This window comes from Arthrobacter sp. Y3223164, from assembly GCF_059091005.1.
On the sequence record NZ_JBNHGF010000426.1, the window covers coordinates 1 to 2,204 of the forward strand.

2 protein-coding genes are annotated in these 2,204 nt (G+C 69.2%); both read left to right on the forward strand.

Annotated features, from left to right (window positions below; genetic code table 11):
- A partial coding sequence (locus tag AC5RUJ_RS14960; protein ID WP_494156109.1) for a TCP-1/cpn60 chaperonin family protein occupies positions 1 to 306 on the forward strand: 306 nt, incomplete at its 5' end.
- 253 nt (positions 307 to 559) lie between these two features.
- Positions 560 to 2,065, forward strand: a complete 1,506-nt coding sequence (gene guaB, locus AC5RUJ_RS14965) for an IMP dehydrogenase (protein ID WP_494000392.1) — start codon at positions 560 to 562, stop codon at positions 2,063 to 2,065.
- Positions 2,066 to 2,204 lie beyond the last annotated feature (139 nt).

Below are 2,204 nucleotides of genomic sequence, written 5' to 3' on the forward strand. Positions count from 1 at the left end.
GACGCAGCCACCGCCGTCGGCCTGGTCCGCCGCGCGCTGGCCCAGCCGCTGCGCTGGATCGCCGAAAACGCCGGCCACGAGGGCATGGTCGTCGTCTCCAAGGTGGGCGACATGGAGCTCAATAACGGCTTCAACGCCGCCACCGGCGAATACGAGGACCTCGTCGCCGCGGGCATCATCGACCCGGTGAAGGTGACCCGCTCGGCGCTGCGCAACGCGGCCTCGATCGCGGCACTGGTGCTGACCACCGAAACCCTGGTCGTCGAGAAGCCGGCCGAAGAGGACGGGCACAACCACCAGCACTAGCGCACGCCGCCGGCTGTTGGTCGGGCTTCGCCCGTCCGGAGGGGATCCTGCCAGTGCAGGGTCCCCTCCGTCGTCGTGGGGTCCGGGGTGGTGGAAGCCCCGGCGCCGGGCGCGCACGTTAGCTCCGCCACATCGGTTGCCGCGGGAAATAGTGGGCAGGGCGGAATCGTTTTAGGATGTAACCAACCCCGGAACCCGATCCCCGCTGTCGGTGACCGGCGGCCGCCACCGGTATCGCTCGAAAGGCCCTGCAGTGTCCGAAGAATTCAATCCGTTCGCTTTCGAGGGTCTGACCTACGACGACGTGCTCCTGCTGCCCGGCCCGACGGATGTGATTCCGTCCGAGGCCGATACCAGCTCCCGCCTGACCCGCCGGATCACGGTCCAGACCCCGCTCCTCTCCGCCGCCATGGATACCGTGACGGAATCGCGGATGGCCATCGCCATGGCGCGCCAGGGCGGCCTGGGCGTCATCCACCGCAACCTGTCCATCCAGGACCAGGCCGAGCACGTGGACCGGGTCAAGCGCAGCGAGTCCGGCATGATCACCAACCCGGTGACCATCGCCCCGGACGCCACGCTGGCCGAACTGGACGAACTTTGCTACAACTACCGCGTGTCCGGACTGCCCGTGGTGGACTCCGAGGGCAAGCTGGTGGGCATCTGCACCAACCGCGACACCCGTTTCGTGCCCCGCGCCGACTATCCCACCACCAAGGTGCACGAGGTGATGACCTCCATGCCGCTGATCACGGGCAAGGTGGGCATCAGCCGCCCGGAAGTCATCGAACTGCTGGGCAAGAACCGGATTGAGAAACTCCCGCTGGTGGACGACGCCGGCATGCTGCAGGGCCTGATCACCGTCAAGGACTTCGACAAGGCGGAGCAGTACCCGCTGGCCACCAAGGACGACGACGGCCGGCTGCGCGTCGGCGCGGCTGTGGGCTTCTTCGGCGACGGCTACGAGCGCTCGATGACCATGATCGAGGCCGGCGTGGACGTCCTCGTGGTGGACACCGCCAACGGCCACAGCCAGGGCGTGCTGGACATGATCGCCCGGCTGAAGAAGGACCCGGCCGCGGCCCACGTGGACGTGATCGGCGGCCAGGCCGCCACCCGTGAGGGCGCGCAGGCACTGGTCGACGCCGGCGCCGACGCCATCAAGGTGGGCGTGGGCCCGGGCTCCATCTGCACCACCCGGGTGGTCGCCGGCGTTGGCGTACCGCAGATCACGGCGATCTACGAGTCGGCCAAGGCGGCCATCCCGGCGGGCATCCCGGTGATTGCCGACGGCGGCCTGCAGCACTCCGGCGACATCGGCAAGGCCCTGGTCGCCGGCGCGGACACGGTGATGCTCGGCTCGCTGCTGGCCGGCGCCGCGGAATCCCCGGGGGACCTGGTGTTCGTCAACGGCAAGCAGTTCAAGGCCTACCGCGGCATGGGCTCGCTGGGGGCCATGCAGACGCGCGGGAAGAACACCTCCTACTCCAAGGACCGCTACTTCCAGGCCGACGTGCCCGACGACGAGAAGCTGATCCCCGAGGGCATCGAAGGCCAGGTGCCCTACCGCGGCCCGCTCTCGGCCGTCGCGCACCAGCTGGTCGGCGGCCTGCGCCAGACCATGTTCTACACCGGTGCCCGCAACATCGCCGAGCTGAAGGCCAAGGGCAAGTTCGTGCGGATCACAGCGGCGGGGCTGAAGGAGTCCCACCCGCACGACATCATGATGACCGTGGAGGCACCGAACTACAAGCGGTAATCCCGCAGTCGTCGACGGCGCCGTTCCCCGCACCAGGGGAGCGGCGCCACTCGCGTTAACCAGCGGCAGGACCTTCGCCGGCGCCCCGCGACCAGCCCCGCGTATGGACGGGACAGCGCCTCGGCGCGTGGGCCCGGGC